This is a genomic window from Bizionia myxarmorum (assembly GCF_008086205.1).
Lineage (GTDB): Bacteria > Bacteroidota > Bacteroidia > Flavobacteriales > Flavobacteriaceae > Algorimicrobium > Algorimicrobium myxarmorum.
In genome coordinates this window covers 44308-61793 of record NZ_VSKK01000001.1, presented here as the reverse complement: position 1 = coordinate 61793, position 17486 = coordinate 44308, and the positions used below count along the sequence as shown (strand labels likewise).

General features: G+C 34.0%; 16 protein-coding genes. 10 read left to right on the top strand and 6 right to left on the bottom strand.

Annotation, left to right across the window (positions count from 1 at the left end):
• Positions 1-4: 4 nt before the first annotated feature.
• The 3 genes from ES674_RS00285 (at position 5) to rlmN (ending at position 3485) form a co-directional block, all read left to right on the top strand.
• Positions 5-1234, top strand: coding sequence for a 3-phosphoshikimate 1-carboxyvinyltransferase (locus ES674_RS00285; RefSeq protein ID WP_148401990.1), 1230 nt, complete (start codon positions 5-7; stop codon positions 1232-1234).
• A gap of 101 nt (positions 1235-1335) precedes the next feature.
• A complete protein-coding gene (queA, locus tag ES674_RS00280) occupies positions 1336-2385 on the top strand; it encodes a tRNA preQ1(34) S-adenosylmethionine ribosyltransferase-isomerase QueA (RefSeq protein WP_148401989.1) in 1050 nt (349 codons plus the stop codon).
• A gap of 59 nt (positions 2386-2444) precedes the next feature.
• The gene (rlmN, locus tag ES674_RS00275; RefSeq protein WP_148401988.1) at positions 2445-3485 is read left to right on the top strand and encodes a 23S rRNA (adenine(2503)-C(2))-methyltransferase RlmN; all 1041 of its coding nucleotides are present in this window, start codon (positions 2445-2447) and stop codon (positions 3483-3485) included.
• Between the two features lie 46 nt (positions 3486-3531).
• Here the strand turns inward: rlmN and ES674_RS00270 are convergent, their stop codons facing one another.
• Complete coding sequence (locus ES674_RS00270) at positions 3532-4353, bottom strand: T9SS-dependent choice-of-anchor J family protein (RefSeq protein WP_170233931.1); 822 nt, start codon at positions 4351-4353, stop codon at positions 3532-3534.
• Positions 4354-4491: 138 nt separating this feature from the next.
• On the opposite strand from ES674_RS00270, the gene ES674_RS00265 reads away from it, so the two are divergent.
• The 4 genes from ES674_RS00265 to ES674_RS00250 all read left to right on the top strand — a co-directional run bounded on the left by ES674_RS00265 (position 4492) and on the right by ES674_RS00250 (position 7965).
• Entirely contained in the window at positions 4492-5469 is a 978-nt protein-coding gene (locus tag ES674_RS00265; RefSeq protein ID WP_148401986.1) for a polyprenyl synthetase family protein, read from the top strand.
• A 61-nt stretch (positions 5470-5530) separates the two neighbouring features.
• Entirely contained in the window at positions 5531-6103 is a 573-nt protein-coding gene (locus ES674_RS00260; protein ID WP_246125942.1) for an RNA polymerase sigma factor, read from the top strand.
• Positions 6090-6857: a hypothetical protein gene (locus tag ES674_RS00255; RefSeq protein ID WP_148401985.1), complete on the top strand. Its 768-nt coding sequence runs from the start codon at positions 6090-6092 to the stop codon at positions 6855-6857. Before ES674_RS00260 ends, ES674_RS00255 begins: the two co-directional genes overlap by 14 nt.
• A 28-nt stretch (positions 6858-6885) precedes the next feature.
• The gene (locus ES674_RS00250) at positions 6886-7965 is read left to right on the top strand and encodes a hypothetical protein (protein ID WP_148401984.1); all 1080 of its coding nucleotides are present in this window, start codon (positions 6886-6888) and stop codon (positions 7963-7965) included.
• 68 nt (positions 7966-8033) lie between these two features.
• On the opposite strand, the gene ES674_RS00245 is transcribed toward ES674_RS00250, so the two are convergent.
• Positions 8034-9833 carry a Xaa-Pro dipeptidyl-peptidase gene (locus ES674_RS00245; protein WP_246125998.1) on the bottom strand — a complete coding sequence of 600 codons (1800 nt, stop codon included), beginning with the start codon at positions 9831-9833 and terminating at the stop codon, positions 8034-8036.
• Between the two features lie 303 nt (positions 9834-10136).
• On the opposite strand from ES674_RS00245, the gene dnaG reads away from it, so the two are divergent.
• Positions 10137-12098 carry a DNA primase gene (gene dnaG, locus ES674_RS00240; RefSeq protein WP_148401982.1) on the top strand — a complete coding sequence of 654 codons (1962 nt, stop codon included), beginning with the start codon at positions 10137-10139 and terminating at the stop codon, positions 12096-12098.
• Here the strand turns inward: dnaG and ES674_RS00235 are convergent.
• The gene (locus tag ES674_RS00235; RefSeq protein ID WP_148401981.1) at positions 12093-12719 is read right to left on the bottom strand and encodes a response regulator; all 627 of its coding nucleotides are present in this window, start codon (positions 12717-12719) and stop codon (positions 12093-12095) included. The two genes, dnaG and ES674_RS00235, sit on opposite strands and share 6 nt — an antisense overlap.
• 92 nt (positions 12720-12811) lie before the next feature.
• Positions 12812-13600, bottom strand: a complete 789-nt coding sequence (nadE, locus tag ES674_RS00230) for an NAD(+) synthase (protein WP_148401980.1) — start codon at positions 13598-13600, stop codon at positions 12812-12814.
• A 94-nt stretch (positions 13601-13694) separates the two neighbouring features.
• Between nadE and gldB the strand changes: the two genes are divergently transcribed.
• Complete coding sequence (gldB, locus tag ES674_RS00225) at positions 13695-14660, top strand: gliding motility lipoprotein GldB (protein ID WP_148401979.1); 966 nt, start codon at positions 13695-13697, stop codon at positions 14658-14660.
• Positions 14653-14985, top strand: a complete 333-nt coding sequence (gldC, locus tag ES674_RS00220; RefSeq protein WP_148401978.1) for a gliding motility protein GldC — start codon at positions 14653-14655, stop codon at positions 14983-14985. Before gldB ends, gldC begins: the two co-directional genes overlap by 8 nt.
• A gap of 83 nt (positions 14986-15068) precedes the next feature.
• On the opposite strand, the gene ES674_RS00215 is transcribed toward gldC, so the two are convergent.
• Together ES674_RS00215 and rodA are read right to left on the bottom strand one after the other, a co-directional pair.
• Positions 15069-15869, bottom strand: a complete 801-nt coding sequence (locus tag ES674_RS00215; protein WP_148401977.1) for a neuromedin U — start codon at positions 15867-15869, stop codon at positions 15069-15071.
• 339 nt (positions 15870-16208) lie between these two features.
• Entirely contained in the window at positions 16209-17486 is a 1278-nt protein-coding gene (gene rodA / locus ES674_RS00210) for a rod shape-determining protein RodA (RefSeq protein WP_148401976.1), read from the bottom strand.

The following is a 17486-nucleotide window of genomic DNA, read 5'->3' as shown; positions in this document are numbered from 1 at the left end:
AATCATGAATCTTAAACTCGAAAAATCAACTCTTCAAAGTCCACAGGCTGTTATAAAAATTACGGGTTCAAAAAGCGAATCCAACAGGTTATTATTACTTCAAGCTCTTTATCCTGAAATAAAAATTAATAACCTTTCCAATTCAGACGATACGGTTTTCATGAAAAAAGCCTTGTCTTCCAATTCAAATGCTATTGATGTACATCATGCTGGAACGGCCATGCGATTTTTAACGGCCTATTTTGCAATTCAAAAAAACCGAACGGTTTCTATAACTGGTTCGCAACGCATGAAAGAACGTCCCATTAAAATTTTAGTGGACGCTTTAAATCAATTGGGTGCCAGTATCACTTATTTAGAAAATGATGGATTTCCGCCAATGCAAATTAAAGGTGAAACTTTAAAGTGCAATCAGGTTACTATAGATGCAGGCGTTAGCAGTCAGTATATTTCTGCCTTATTGCTTATCGGTTCCAAATTAGAAAACGGATTAAATTTGACTTTAGCTGGTGAAATGACCTCGATTCCTTATATCAAAATGACGCTTCAATTATTAAATCAAATAGGGATTGAAACAGTTTTTGAAAATAATGAAATTCGAATTAAACCTTTAAAAGCTTTAAAGGAAACAGAATTAACAGTTGAAAGCGATTGGTCATCCGCTTCCTATTTCTACAGTCTAATGGCGATGAGCGCTATTGATACGGAAGTAACATTGTCATCTTATAAAAGTACTAGTTTGCAAGGCGATTCGGTTTTAGCTGATATTTATAAGCAATTTGGAGTTTCCACAAGTTTTCACGAAACTAGCATTACACTTAAAAAGATAGCGGAAATTAATAGCTCTACAGAAATAAAATTAAATTTAGTCAACGCCCCCGATATTGCACAAACAATTGCCGTTACCTGTTTCGGATTGGGTATTTCTTGCCATTTAACCGGTTTGCACACCTTAAAGATAAAAGAAACGGATAGGTTAGTAGCCTTGAAAACGGAATTAGAGAAATTAGGAGGTACCGTTATCATTACAGAAGATTCTTTGAAATTAGATGTTTCAACCAGCATAAAGAAAGACGTATCTATTGAAACGTATAACGATCATAGAATGGCTATGGCTTTCGCGCCATTAGCGCTAAAAACAGACATCATTATTAAGGATGCAGAAGTGGTTTCAAAATCTTATCCAACATTTTGGAAGGACCTAAAAACCTTGGGAATTAAGCATTTTGAATAATAAATGGCTAAATACTTGACAACGCCTACTTTCAGGTCGTATATTTGCAACCTTGCATTTACAATTTATGAACCCTTAAAACCTATACTGCTATCAAAAAAATGAAATTATCGCATTTTAACTTCGAGTTACCTGAGGAGTTATTAGCCGAGTATCCTTCTGAAAACAGGGATGAGTCACGTTTAATGGTATTAAACAGAAAAGATCAGACTATAGAACATAAAATGTTCAAAGATATTATTGATTATTTTGATGAGGATGACGTTATGATCTTAAACGACACCAAAGTTTTCCCAGCTCGATTATATGGAAATAAGGAAAAAACAGGTGCGCGGATTGAAGTATTTTTATTGCGTGAATTAAATGAAGAACAACGCCTTTGGGATGTGTTGGTAGATCCAGCTAGAAAAATCCGTATTGGTAATAAATTATATTTCGGTGAAGGTGAATCATTAGTAGCGGAAGTTATTGATAACACCACATCTAGAGGACGAACACTTCGTTTCTTATATGATGGTTCATACAGAGATTTTAGAGTGAAATTAACGGAATTAGGTGAAACACCACTTCCTAAATATATTAAGCGTGAGGTAGAGCCAGAAGATGAGGAGCGTTACCAAACTATTTTTGCTAAAAATGAAGGTGCTGTTGCAGCCCCAACGGCTGGTTTACATTTCTCTAAACACTTATTAAAGCGATTAGAAATTAAAGGTGTAAAATTTGCTGAAGTAACATTACATGTTGGTTTAGGAACCTTTAATCCTGTTGAGGTTGAAGATTTATCAAAGCATAAAATGGATAGTGAGGAAATCATTATTAAAAAACCGACAACAGAAATTATTAATAATGCTATTAAAAATAAAAGACGCATCTGTGCTGTTGGTACAACGGCTATGAGATCTGTGGAAAGCGCGGTGTCTTCAAGTGGTACATTAAATGAATTTGATGGGTGGTCCAATAAATTTATTTTCCCGCCATACGATTTTAGCATTGCTAACTGTATGATTACCAATTTTCATACACCAAAATCAACGCTTTTAATGATGGCTTCAGCTTTTGCAGGTCATGAATTTATTAAGAAAGCTTATGATGAAGCTGTAAAAGAAAAATACAAATTCTATAGCTATGGTGATGCCATGCTAATTATCTAATAAACATTTTTAAAAGCCTTGTTTTACAAGGCTTTTTTATTTTATTTTTTGCCTTTTATATGAGTGATAAAAAAGACATACGAGCACTAACCAAAGAGCAATTGCGCGCATTTTTTGAAAAAGAAGGTGATCAAGCTTTTCGTGGGAATCAGGTTTATGAGTGGCTTTGGAGTAAATCAGCACATAGCTTTGCGGATATGACAAACCTATCCAAAGAAACCCGAACTATGCTTGAAGCTAACTTTGTTATCAACCATATTAAAGTGGATGAGATGCAGAAAAGTAGCGATGGTACCATTAAAAATGCTGTAAAGTTACATGATGGCTTAACCGTGGAATCGGTTTTAATTCCTACAAAATCGCGTACTACAGCTTGTGTATCTAGCCAAGTTGGTTGTAGTTTGGATTGTTCGTTTTGTGCTACGTCACGTTTAAAACGGATGCGAAATTTAAATCCTGATGAAATCTACGATCAGGTGGTTGCTATAGATAAGGAAAGTCGTTTGTATCATGATAAACCTTTGAGCAATATTGTGTTTATGGGAATGGGTGAACCGCTTATGAACTACAATAATGTATTGAAAGCCATTGAAAAAATTACCTCGCCAGAAGGTTTGGGGATGTCGCCGAAACGAATTGTTGTTTCTACTTCAGGTGTGCCTAAAATGATTAAGAAAATGGCAGATGAAGACGTGAAATTCAAACTCGCTGTTTCTTTACATTCTGCTATTGATGAGGTTAGAACATCCATTATGCCGTTTAATGCCACATTTCCTTTAAAAGATTTACGGGAGGCTTTGGAATATTGGTATGCCAAAACAAAAAACAGAATTACTTACGAATATATAGTTTGGAAAGGCATTAACGATCAGAAAAAAGATGTAGATGCTTTGATAGAGTTTTGCAAGTTTGCACCAAGTAAGGTAAACTTAATTGAATACAACCCCATAGACGACGGGATGTTTCAGCAAGCAAATGAAGAAGCTATTGATATGTATGTAAAAATGCTAGAAAAAAATAATATTACCGTCACCGTTAGGCGCTCTCGCGGAAAAGATATTGACGCGGCTTGCGGCCAATTAGCAAATAAAAGTTCATAAAAAAAGCGGCTTATTTTCATAAGCCGCTTTTTACATTATTCAGATATTATTGAACAATAATTTTCTTTCTTTTTTGAGCATTTGAATTAGCATCCGTTACTTCTACAATATATATTCCAGAAGCTAAATTGCTTACGTCAATATTTTGAGATTCTAAACGTGTATTACCATTAAGAACATCTTGTCCGGTAATAGATAATACTCTATAATTCGCGTCTCCTTGAATATTAGAAATAGTAATAACTCTATCCTTACAACCAATAAATAAATTGTTTAAAGCAAATTCGTCAACACTTAATAATTGTCCTGAAACACTTACATCGTCAAAATTAATAATAAATTGATCTGAAACATCATGATGTCTAAAAGCAATATAAATAGTAGTTGCTCCGTCAAGTGCAGATAAATCTAAAACTCTATTCACAAATAATCCGGCTGCATTTGGATCATTTCCTATATTTTCATTAAAACTAACAGTAATAGCAGGATTCATAAAATCTGCAATTGTATTTCCAGTAGAAACATACACGGTATAAACCTCTGCATAAAAACTTGGATCTGCACCACCAACTAGGTAATTTAATTCTAAATCAATATTATCAGTAACATCGATGGCTGGAGAGATAACATAATTATTTGGAAAAAGGGCGCCTGCTGTAGGGTCCCAAGATTCAGAAGACATGTAATTATTGAGTCCATTTTGAGCAATACTAGGGTCATAAGCTTTAAAATTAAAGCCATCTCCATCCTCATCTAACAATGTCCAATCTGAGATATCTTGATCTTCAAAGTCATCAGAGAATAATTGCGCTTTCGCACTAAATGAAAAGGTTAGACAGATAATTAATAGTAATGTAATTTTTTTCATAGTATTATATGTTTGGGTTAAGTATGCAATATAAGAAAAATTTATCAAATTCATTTTTGTTCCCTAAACAATTCATATCCATAGTATCTTTGCTGCATTTTTAGTATTTTCGCTATAATATTTTAGCCAAATTCACTTTTGAAAATAGTAGAGCAAATAAAACAACCTGTAGCCTATGAAATGGAACTTTTCGAGCAAAAGTTTCAACTAGCTATGTCTTCTAAAGTGGCGCTTTTAAACCGAATTACGCATTATCTTGTAAACCGAAAAGGGAAGCAAATGCGCCCTATGTTTGTGTTTTTAGTAGCCAAAATGGTTTCTAATGGCGAAGTGAGTGAACGTACCTATCGCGGTGCATCCGTTATAGAACTGATTCATACTGCAACATTAGTGCATGATGATGTAGTAGATGATAGCAACAGACGCCGCGGATTTTTCTCTATTAATGCCCTTTGGAAAAATAAAATTGCCGTGCTTATTGGCGATTATTTATTGTCTAAAGGCTTGTTGCTGTCTATTGATAATAATGACTTCGATTTATTAAAAATCATCTCCATTGCCGTTCGTGAAATGAGTGAAGGCGAATTACTTCAAATAGAAAAAGCCCGAAAACTTGATATTACCGAAACTGTTTATTATGAAATAATCAGGCAAAAAACCGCGACGCTTATTGCCGCCTGCTGTAGTTTGGGTGCGGCTTCAGTGAAGCCAGCCTCGGATCATGTGGAACGCATGCGTAAGTTTGGTGAACTTATTGGTATGGCATTTCAAATAAAAGATGATTTGTTTGATTATGGTACCGAAAAAATAGGCAAACCAACAGGCATCGATATTAAAGAACAAAAAATGACCTTGCCATTAATTTATGTTCTCAATACGGTTTCTAAAAAAGATAAAAACTGGCTTATAAATTCTATTAAAAATCATAATAAAGATAGAAAACGCGTAAACCAAGTTATTACTTTTGTTAAAGATAACGGCGGTTTAGATTACGCCATTGTTAAAATGAAAGCCTTTCAAGCAGAGGCTTTAGAAATACTTAATACTTACCCAAAATCAGATTTTCGTGATTCATTAGAACTTATGGTGAATTATGTTATTCAAAGAAAAAAATAAATTTTTTCAACGTCAGGCAACCTTTCTTATAAAATTTGCGTCTTACTAAATAGAAGCTCTAATGAAAGCAATTTTGAAGGTTATCCAATTACATAAAAATAATACAAGTCTTATAAAAAAGGCAGCGACTAATAATCGGGAAGCGCAACAGCAGCTTTTTGATGCGCACGCTTCCAAAATGTTGAGCGTTTGTAGATATTATGTAAAAGATATCCATAAAGCAGAAGAAGTGATGCTAAACGGTTTTTTGAAAGCCTTTACAAATTTAGATCAATTTCAAGACATAGGAAGTTTTGAAGGTTGGTTGCGAAAAATTATGGTTCGTGAAGCTATATCCTATTTGCGCCAAGCTAAAAATATTGAATTTTCTATGGAAACCGTCGAGAGTTCAGATAGCTATAATAATGTTTATAGCAATATGGAGGTAGCGGAAATTCAACAACTTATTGATCAGTTGCCCGAAGGTTATAAAATGGTGTTTGTTATGTATGCTATTGAAGGCTACAAGCATCAAGAAATTGCTGAAATGCTTCAAATATCAGAAGGCACTTCTAAATCACAATTGTTTAAGGCACGAAAGCAGCTTCAACAAGAAATAAACGCATTAAATACTACGCATTATGGCAGCAAATAAATTCGAGAATAACATTAAAAAAATCATGGAGGAACGACAAATTCAGCCATCTGCCAATGCTTGGAGTCAATTATCCAATTCATTAGATAAGGCCGATAAAAAAACCACTCCAGTTTATATGTGGTTTTTAGGAATTGCCGCTAGTATTATTGGATTGTTGTTTGTTGTGAATTCGTTTCAGCCTTTTCAAAATATAGAGAATTCTGCTACACCATCTGTAGTGAATTCAACTTCTGAAATTATAATTAAAAATGAAATACCATCTGAAGAGCCACCAATTAAGAATACTTCTGAAGCTTTGGTTTCAACTTCGGAAAAAGAAAGTGATAATATTTCGGAAGTAAAAGAAGCTAAAATTTCGAAAAAACAAACCAAATCTAATGTTGAAAATAAGACCGAAACTCGCGTGGCATCAGCAAATAAGAGCTATAAAACACAACAATTAAGAAGGGATTTAGAAGAAGTAAATGCGTTACGCCCTATTAATTCTATAACGAGTCCAGAAAAAAGCGCTGTAGAACAGGCTATTGCCAACGCCTCTTTAAATAATGAAGTAGATGCATTATTGAGTCAAGCTAAAAACAAGTTAACGATTCAGGATATTTCTAATGAAAATACCTATTCTGTAAATGTGAATAATTTATTGCAAGATGTGGAAATGGATATAGACCAATCCTTTCGTGATAAAGTTTTCCAAACCATAAAAGAAAATTTCAAAATAGTAAAAACGGCCGTTGCCGACAGAAATAATTAATCATTCATCAATCTAAAATCAAACAGTTATGCAAAACATTACCAAATTTCTAGTAGGCTTTATGCTAGCCTTTTTCGTGCAATTTAATTATGCACAAGATGTTAAGAATAGTGAGGAAATTTCACAACTTCAGGAACAAAAAACGACTGTTCAAAATGAAGAAAAGGCACAATTAAAAGAAGCTGTCGAAGCCATCAATAATCGTTTAGATGCTAAAGAAATTAGCCAAGAAGAAGCTACAGAATTGAAACGAGCAGCAGCAGAGAAACATGCTTTAAATATTGAAAACCGATTAACTATCATTGACAACCAAATTGCTTTATTAGGTAGAAATGAAAGCGTTTCTAAAGATTCAGATATGTACGGTGACGGTATTGTAATTATGATTGGAAAAGATAAAGACTCTGACGCTTATGATATGGGTGGTATTTATATAGGCCCGAAGACAAAGAAGAAGCCAACGGTTTATGATAGACGTACTTCAAGCGATTTCGTTTTTGCTATTGGTTTTAATAATGCTATTATAGAAGGGCAATCTTTAAATGATTCACCTTATAAATTAGGTGGTTCTGGATTTGTAGAATTGGGTTGGGCTTGGAAAACACGTGTTTTTGAAAACTCAAATGCGGTTCGTTTTAAATATGGACTTTCAGTTCAATGGAACAAATTAGACATAAAAGATAATTTATATTTTGCTGAAGATAACGGCGTGGTTACTTTAGAAGAATTTCCTTTAAATGTAAATAAATCGAAATTTAGAACGACCAACTTGGTTATTCCTATGCATTTTGAATTTGGTCCATCTAAAAAGATAGAAGGCGATGATTATTTTAGATATTCTACGTATAAAAAATTCAAATTTGGAATTGGTGGCTATGGTGGTATTGTTTTACAATCGCTTCAAAAGTTGAAGTATAATGAAAATGGTAACAGCCAAAAAGATAAGTTTAAGGATTACAATACCAACAACTTTGTTTACGGAGTAAGTAGTTATGTTTCTTGGGGAAATGTGGGTATTTATGCGAAATATGATTTGTCAACTATGTTCAAAAATCAAGCAATAGATCAAAACAACATTTCATTAGGATTGCGTTTTGATATGGATTAGTCTTAAGTGTTAATTGAATTAGTAAAAAAAAAGGCTTCAATTTAATTGAAGCCTTTTTTTGTGTCTTATTATTTTGTTGCTTTTTTCAAAGCTTCTTCGCCGCCAACAATTGGCAGTTGTAAAGTTGTTTTGTCTAAATCTATAGTTAATTCCGTTCCTGGTTTAGGTAGAATTGTAAATTGACTATCACTAGAGAAAATCATTAATCCAATTTGCTGACCTTTAGGAATAACTTGATCATCCGGTTGTAAATCAAAAGTTACGGTATAAAATTTACCGGGTTTTAATGGTTCACTTTCGCTAATTGATTTATGGTTTTGCGGATCTGCCCAACCACGCGTAATAATATTTTCGGTTATTTTTGTTCCTTTTTCAGAGTTCCAAGGCAATGACACCAACCAAACGGATAAATTGGCGGCAGGCTTGCTACTTGCTAATGTTACCGAAATTTGTGGAACACCCGAAATATGTAAATCTTCAGTTAAAATAGGTGATACATATAATAAACGATTTTTAGACTTTTCGGCTTGTGCTAAATCGTTACCCGAAATAGTAGCATCATCCACTAAAACTTCTTTGCCTTGTTTTTTATCTTTATTGGCTTGTAAGTTACCTGCAATCATACCGCCTTTTCCTAAATACATGACTACTTGTTTAGCATCAGGATTTGGATAATCTTTATAGGCAGTTGGTTTTTGCATATTATCATTTTCACGAACAATCCAAGCTTTTGCATCATTTTCAACGCCGTTATCTACGCCATGTAAATAATGTGTAAACCAACGGTTCATCATAGACATTGGTGGTGGTCCACCATGACCAAATTGGTGATAATAAATTTGAGATGGCAAGCCTTGTTCTTTAGCTGCTTTATAAATTCGGTAACTATGCTCTGGCATCACATTCCAGTCATTAAAACCATGAGACATTAATAAGGCCGCTTTCATAGGTTTCATTTGATTCAAATAATCACGTCCAGCCCAAAAATCATTATAATCGCCAGTTAAACGATCTAGACCATTTTTCATTTCGGTATCTCGAACTGTTTTATTATTATAAGCACGTTTAGATTCGTCACCACTATGAATAAAATCATATAAAACATCAATATCTTCACCTAAATAGCCGCCTGGTGAACGTACCAAACCGTTTGATCGGTAGTAATGATAATAAGAGGTGTTTGGTGCAATTGGAATAATGGCTTCCAAGCCTTCAACACCCGTAGTTGCAGCAGCCAATGGAATGGTTCCATTATAAGACGTTCCTGTCATACCAACTTTTCCAGTACTCCAGAATGCTTCAACAGCCTCGTCACCATCTGGTGTTGTATAACCTTTAGCGCGGCCGTTTAACCAATCAATAACCGCTTTTGGCGCTAAAGATTCGTTAATTCCACCAACTGTAGGCGCACCTTGAGATAAACCTGTTCCTGGAGATGAAGAATGTACAACAATATAACCACGAGGAACCCAAGTACGTATTTGTGAATTAGAAATAATTGGTCGCTCGCCAGTTCTTACAACTTCTACATGCGTTCTTGGTTTTTCAACTTCACCCAGTTCATGATTAACGTCCCAAAAAAGTCCATCAGCATCACCAGCTACGCCAGCATAATAGGGGCTAGATTCATAAACTATAGGCAGTTTTAATCCTTCGGTATCTGTTTGTTTTGGACGCGTAACATCTACATGCATCCGATCTAGTTTTCCATCGCCATCAGTATCAAATGTGGTTTCTACCCATAAATCATGGCGAATCCAATCGTCAGGATTGCTGAATGCTTCTACTATTTGTGCTTCCCCATCTGTAAAAACGGGTACGGCTTTTTCTTGAGCGTTCGCTATAGTTATACTCAATAATGAGAGCATGCCAAAAACGAACCAATTTAAACGTGTTTTCATATAATATCTGCTTTATAATTTTAAAAAAATAGGATAACGAATTTAGTGTTTTTAAAGGCCAAATCAAATGCCTACATCTATTAAATTCTATATTCCTGATTTGTAAATATTCTATTTTCCTTGCTAGGAAAGGACTCTAATCCTGTTTATTGTTTTAAGATAATTAAAAGTGTAAATGTTTTACTATTCCTTGGTATGGATTTAACATATTTCAGCATTAAACCTATATTTGCATTACGTTTGTGTTCTAACCTTTAAAACTATATTTTTTTGATTTCAAAATCTACCATAGATCAAGTTTTTGAAACCTCTCGTGTTGAAGAGGTTATTGGCGATTTCGTACAATTGAAAAAATCTGGAAGTAATTATAAAGGCTTGAGTCCTTTTAGTGATGAGCGTTCACCGAGTTTTATGGTGTCTCCCGTAAAACAAATTTGGAAAGATTTCTCTAGTGGAAAAGGTGGGAATGCGGTTGCTTTTTTAATGGAACATGAGCATTTTACGTATCCAGAAGCTATTAAATATCTAGCTAAAAAGTACAATATTGAAATTGAAGAAACGCTGCAGTCCAATGAAGAGAAGGATCAGGCTGATGAGCGTGAGAGTTTGTATTTAGTAAGTGAGTTTGCCAGTACCTATTTTCAAAATATTCTGCATAAAACAGATCCTGGAAAAGCTATAGGTTTGAGTTATTTTAAAGAACGTGGTTTTACAACAGAAACCATTAAAAAGTTTGATTTAGGCTATTCACTCGATGAATGGCAAGCCTTTACTGACGAAGCTTTAAAAAAAGGCTATCAGCTGGAATTTCTTGAGAAAACAGGCTTAACCATTGTGAAAGGCGAAAAAAGATTTGACCGTTTTAAAGGACGCGTCATGTTTCCTATTCAGAGTATGAGTGGTCGTGTTTTAGGTTTCGGTGGTCGGATTTTAATTACGGATAAAAAAGCAGCCAAATATTTAAACTCGCCAGAAAGTGATCTTTATCATAAAAGCAAAGTGCTTTATGGTATTTTTCATGCGAAGCAAAGTATTGCGAAAGAAGATAATTGCTATTTAGTGGAAGGTTATACGGATGTTATTCAATTTCATCAAAGGGGTGTTAAAAACGTAGTTTCATCGTCTGGAACTGCTTTAACTCCAGAGCAAATTCGATTAATAAACCGCTTAACCAAAAATATCACTGTGCTGTTTGATGGTGATGCTGCAGGATTACGAGCTTCTTTACGTGGGATAGATTTAATTTTGGAACAAGGCATGAACGTTAAGGTTTGTACATTTCCCGAAGGCGATGACCCTGATAGTTTTGCCAGGAAAAATACTTTGGAAGAAATTTCAACTTACCTTGAAGATAAGTCTCAAGATTTTATTCAGTTTAAGGCGTCTCTTTTGGTGAAAGAATCCAAAAACGATCCTATTAAAAAGGCCGAAACTATCCGAGATATTGTAAATAGTATTGCTAAAATTCCAGATCGTATTAAAACAGAAATCTATATTCAAGAATGTGCGCGCATTATGGATATTAGTGAGGAAGTTTTGTTCAGTACTTTAGCCCAAATAACCAAAAAAGAATCTCAAGAAACAAACAAGCAATCCAATCAAGAACATAAAGCGTTCCAGGTTATAAAAAATCAAGAGCAGGGCACACAAAAAGTAGATGTTCAGTATGAATTAGAGCGAAAAATAATTCAAATTCTATTATTATACGGTTCAAAAACGGAAGATTTTGAAGATTTAATTTTGAAAGAAAGTGATACTAATGAGCTCATTTTAGAACCTATAAAGCATCAAGCAAAAGTATTTGAGAAAATATATCTGGATTTACAGGAAGACGAAATGCAGTTTACTAACGAAACTTTTCGAGATTTATATTATACCATTATAGATGCATTAAATCAAAATCCAGATTTTTTAATTGAGAATATAGTCAATACCGTAGAACCCAAAATGGCTATGGAAATAACCACCATTTTAATGGAAGATGAACGTTATTCTTTATCAGATTGGGAACGCCAAAATATTTTTCCAAAATCTAAAAATTCAACTATTGCACAATTGGTGAGTGAAACTATTTTAAGTTTACGTTGTTACTTAATAGATTTGAAGGTTCGAGAATTTCAACAAGAAACTCTGAATAATATAGCGGATACCAATCGCAATGTTTTGGAGGAAGTAAAAGATTACTCGGGATTGAAAATGTTGCTTTCTAGAAAACTCAATCGTGTTTTATAATTCTAATAATTTAGCTCGGCTAATTAAATCCACAATATTACTGACATTTAATTTTTTCATGAGGCGCGCTTTGTATGTGCTCACTGTTTTTTCATTAATATCTAGTTCTATGGCGATTTCCTTATTTTTTCTACCGGAAGCTAATAGTTTTAAAACTTCAATTTCTCGAGTTGAAAGTTTCTTATAATAAGATCCCGTTCTGCTGGAGCGTTTTTTATTATACATCTGTTCAGCAATTTCATCACTTAAATAGACCTTACCTTCAGAAACTTTTAAAATAGCTTCTTTAATAGTCATGATGTCTGCCGTCTTCATCAAATAGCCTTCAGCACCAGATTTTATCGTGTTTATAGCATAAATTTCTTCGGGCTGTGCGCTAAAGATAATGGTTTTAACATGCGGAAATTCTTTACGCAAACGCCGTAACGCTGTAATGCCATTCAGTTTGGGTAAATCTATTTCACTTAAAATAATATCTACTGAATTTTGCTTTAAGAAGTCGAAAATAGCTTCGCCATTATTAACACCTCCAACCACTTGAATTTGAGGAGAAGTAACAAATAATAACTCGAGACCTTTTCTAACTATAGGATGGTTGTCAACTACCAACAGTTTTATCATAATAATAACGTTTTGAAATTAATACTGTTGAGGCAATGCTATTGTTGAGAGTGTATTGTAAATATATATAATTATTAGTAGATTCTGAACTATTATCTTAAAATTTTTGGAATTTCACAAATAGGTATTGGATTCATTTTGTGTTTGTTAGCTTTGTTTAATTTTTGAAATATTAAAAAGACTTCGTGTTCTCTGCCTTCAAATTCTTCGGCTTTTTTACCAGATTCCATCATATTCATGGCCCATTCTAATTCTGGATAAGAAGCACCAATTTGATCTTCGTCACTTCGAGAATCGCCAAATAAACCATCACTTGGTGCCGCGTTAATAATAGAATCCGGCACTTCTAGATATTTTCCAATAGTATAAACTTCAGATTTCATTAAATCAGCTAACGGACTTAAATCTACACCACCATCACCATATTTCGTGTAAAAACCGACGCCAAAATCCTCAACTTTATTACCAGTTCCAGCCACCAATAATTTATCTATTCCAGCGTGATAATATAATGTCGTCATGCGCAAACGTGCGCGCGTGTTGGCTAAAGCCATGTCAATAATCTCTTTCTCGCCACTTAATGAAACCGCACTTTTAAATGTTTCAAATACAGGGGTTAAATTGGTTTGAGTATCACGGACATTTGGAAAATTATGTTTTAAAAAACGTATATGCTCTTTGGCTCGGGATACATGAGTTTCTGCTTGGTGAATGGGCATTTCAATACATAGAACGTCCAATCCTGTTTTTGCACAAAGAATGGATGCCACTGCCGAGTCAATGCCGCCAGAAATACCCACAACAAAACCATTAACTTTAGCGTTACCAGCATAGCTAGTAAGCCATGATACAATATGATTGACAATTTTTTCTGTTTGCATTTTAATGGATTTTTTAAACAAAGTGATGTACCTTTGCAGCACAAAAATAGCGTAATCGTTAAATTAATAAAAATTAACGACAGATAAGTTTATTATGAAATATTTAGTGAATCTTCTTGTCATTTTCTGTTTGTTTTCTTGTGGTCAAGAGAGTCAATTGGAAAAAGATATTGAAAAAGTTGATATTAATTTTTCAGTAGAACGTTTTGACGAAGCATTCGCTCAAGCTACTCCGGCTAACTTGCCGAAATTAAAGGAAGTTTATCCTTTTATGTTTCCGGAACAATATCCAGATGAATTTTGGGAAGCCCGAATGCAAGACACTTTGCAGCAGCAATTAATGGCGGAAACCAGTCGTGTTTTTAAAGATTTTAGCGCCGAGAAAGATGATATATTAAAACTTTTTCAACATCTGAAATACTATTTTCCTGAATTTAAAACGCCTCGCGTCATCACATCCACTTCTAATGTAGATTATAGGAATAAAGTTATTGCAACGGATACTATCGTTTTAATTTCCATTGATACGTATTTAGGAAAGGATCATGAATTTTATTTAGGCATCCAGAATTATTTAAAGACTAATTTTGAAAGGAATCAAATTGTTGTGGATTTGGCAGGCGCTTATGCCGAAAAATATATTTTTCAATCTGCTAGAAAAAGCTTACTGGATGAAATGATTTATTACGGGAAGCAGCTTTATTTTAAAGACATGATGATTCCATTTGTAAGCGATGCTGAAAAAATTGGTTATACAAATGCACAAATCCAATGGTCTCAAGAAAATGAATGGTTTATATGGAATCATTTTATAGGTGAAGAATTACTTTATGATACCAATGCCAAATTACCATCACGTTTTATTAACCCAGCGCCATTTTCTAAATTTTATTTAGAGCAAGTAGATAATGAATCGCCAGGTAGAATTGGACAATATATGGGCTGGCAAATAGTGAAATCCTATATGGATAATAACGCGGTGTCTTTAAAAAAGATGCTTTCCACAGAACCTTTAGAAATTTTTAATAATAGTAAATATAAACCGAAAGATAATGGCTAACATAAAATCAACCATAGAACTTCATGTTGAATTAGATGAAAACCGTGTTCCTGAAAAATTAAATTGGACAGCACCAGATGGCGGAATTGATAACGAAGAGGCAAAAGCCATGTTATTATCTGTTTGGGACAGTAATAAGCAAGAATCACTTCGTATTGATTTATGGACGAAGGATATGCCTGTTGATGAAATGAAAATATTCTTTCACCAAACTTTAGTAGCCATGAGCGATACGTTTAGTAGAGCCACTCAAGATGATAAAATGACGGCTACCATGAAAGATTTCTGCGATTATTTTGCTGAAAAATTAGATCTTAAAAAATAGGAGGAAGGTCTAAACCTTTTCTCCCATTTTTAAGCCAGTTAATTCTTTGAATGTATGGGTTTAAGACGATTATTAATTAGGCGTTATTTTGTGTTTATTAAGAACGAAACCTGCGCTTGTATTAACCAATCTGCATCCATAGGGTTTGCAATGTATCGGTAAAAACCAGCTTTTAAATTGAGTGGCAGATACCGATGGTTAACCAACTTGCCAATTCCAAGACCTAAAGGAACCGTCCATTGATTGTCACTATCTGCATTCCAATCCGCTGTAATTTGTGGATTCGAGTATACATACCAATCTTTTGAAAAGGTTTTAGATAGGATAATTTCAGCATATAAGATATTAACATCTGCTTTAGTACTAGAACCTACCACTGAAAAATAATTCTGAACTGCTAATCCGTAGGTGAAACCATATGTTTGTTTTAAAGCCACTAAAGAAGGTCCAATAGAAAACTTGTTATTTCCTAATGACTCTTTAACTGCGGGAAGCATAAATGCCGGACCAATTCCCCAACTAAAGCCGGTTTGTTTAACCGTGGTCAAGCTGGTAATAAAACGAATATTTCCAAGTCCACTATTATAACCGGATACTGTGGGCATGCTCAAAATGGGAATAATTGTTTCTGTTACCATCATCCACTTTTTAGTTATAAGAATGGGAATGCTGGGTTCTAGATTTAAGACATTTGCGTAATCATCTCCAAAAGAGAGCTGATAGCTAATAGGTAAATTAACTATATTGGCAAGAGGATTCTGAATTTTATCTGGTAAAAACTTACCGTCATCAAATGGTGAGTAATCAGGTTGCTCTTCTTCATCTTGAGCTTTTGCAAAAGTAAAACATAGCAAACACAACGCAAATAGTAAAAGTTTTCTCATAGGAACCTACATTTAAAGATTATTAAAACGATTATGAATATTACAAGTAATATTTAACTTTTGCTATTCTGAAAACTATCGGATGGAAATTAAAGATACATATTTAATTGATAAAATAATTAAAACGACAAATTAAATTATTTTTAATCACCTAGAAAACATTGTCTTATGGGATTTGAATGCTTTAGATGGGTTTTTATTAATAAGTGTAAGGAAGCGGAAACAAGTTAAGAATAGCTAATTTGCTTAAAAGGTATGAAAGATTTTAGGTTATTAAATTCACCATTTATTATTGGTAGTTTGGGCGAATTTTAAGAGAATAATTGAAATGATAAATTATTACCACTCATTAATCCGGTTGGAGTCTAATTTTATGAAAATAAACAATAAAATAGTGAAACCCCAAAGTCCAGAGCCACCGTAACTAAAAAATGGAAGTGGTATACCAATGGTGGGAATTAAGCCCATAACCATTCCTATATTAATTAAGAAATGGAAAAATAAAATGGCCGCAACGCTATAACCATAAACCCGACTAAATTGTAGCTTTTGAAGTTCTGCCAAATGCAGAATACGCAGCAAGAGTAGCACAAAAGCTACCACCACGAAAACAGTTCCCGCAAAACCCCATTCTTCACCAACGGTACTAAAAATGTAATCTGTATGTTGTTCCGGAACAAATTTACCTGTTGTTCTAGTGCCTTGCAAATAGCCTTTTCCAGTTAATCCGCCCGAACTAATAGCCTTTTCAGATTCGTATAAATTATACAAAATATCGCGCTGCATTTCTTGCAATTTCAATGGATCTTTTTCTAGTCTTAACCATAAGCTAATCCGATCTTTTTGATGGATTTGCAGAATATTATCATATAAAAAATCAACACCAAAGCTTAAAATTACACAAGCAATTAAGGCTAAAAGCGTTTTTAAAATCGCTGGTTTTTTACGTCTAGTAAAATGATAAGTTAGAATAGAAATGACAACCACGATGCTCGTAGCTATGTCTCCAAACTTCAAGGAACTCAAAGTAATTAAGGTTAAAAGAACGCCAAAAACCAAGTATGCTTTAGGTAGATTTTCTCTATAAAAAACGAAAATGAATGCCACGTAAACAATGGCACTTCCCGTGTCATTTTGTAGCAATATTAAAACTGCTGGAATAGCTATAATGATAAAGGCTTTAATTTGATCTTTAAAGAGCTTTAAATCCGTGTGTAAATCGCTTAAATGTTTGGCTATGGCAAGAGCTGTGGCCGCTTTGGCAAATTCACTAGGTTGTATGGTCATGCCGCCTATTCCATACCAAGCAGTGGCGCCATTTACATTTTTCCCAAATACAAATAAACCCAACATGGAAAGCATGGAGATAATGTAAATGACACTGGAAAAACGTTCATAGAATTTCGATTCTAATGAAAGGATAATGACAATTAGCCCTACGGTTAAACAAATAAACAAAAGTTGCTTGCCGTATGGTTGCGAAAAATCGGTATAATCAATGGTGTCGCCCATATGAGAAGCGGACAAAATATTCATCCAACCAAAACCGGTTAACATCAAAAACAAGACGATGGTAATCCAATCAAATTTAAAATACCTATTGGTCTCTCTTGTCAT